The following is a 493-nucleotide window of genomic DNA, read 5'->3' on the forward strand; positions in this document are numbered from 1 at the left end:
TGCGCCGCCCGTGGCGAACAGCGTGGTCTTGCCTTCGAGGATGTAGACGTCGCCCGTTTCCATTTCGAGCGCGGTCACGCCGAGCACGTCGCCTTCGGCGTCGCGAATCAGGTCGAGCGCCATCCATTCGACGAAGAACGTGGTCTTCGCCGCGACGTTTTGCTGATACAGCGTGTGCAGCAGCGCGTGGCCGGTACGGTCAGCAGCAGCACAGGCGCGCTGAACCGGCTTCTCGCCGTAGTTGGCCGTGTGGCCGCCGAACGGGCGCTGGTAAATCGTGCCGTCGGCGTTACGGTCGAACGGCATGCCCATGTGTTCGAGCTCGTACACGGCGTTCGGTGCTTCACGGCACATGAACTCGATCGCGTCCTGGTCGCCGAGCCAGTCGGAGCCCTTGATCGTGTCGTAGAAGTGATAGTGCCAATTGTCTTCGCTCATGTTGCCGAGCGAGGCGCCGATACCGCCTTGAGCGGCGACCGTGTGCGAACGCGTC

At 63.7% G+C, this 493-nt stretch carries 1 protein-coding gene; it reads right to left on the reverse strand.

Annotated elements, in window-relative coordinates:
- Positions 1 to 493 (reverse strand): FAD-binding protein (locus tag U5A57_RS41375; protein ID WP_321918109.1); only part of this gene is annotated, 493 nt, incomplete at both ends.

It is taken from the genome of Paraburkholderia sp. J11-2 (assembly GCF_905220185.1).
GTDB lineage: Bacteria > Pseudomonadota > Gammaproteobacteria > Burkholderiales > Burkholderiaceae > Paraburkholderia.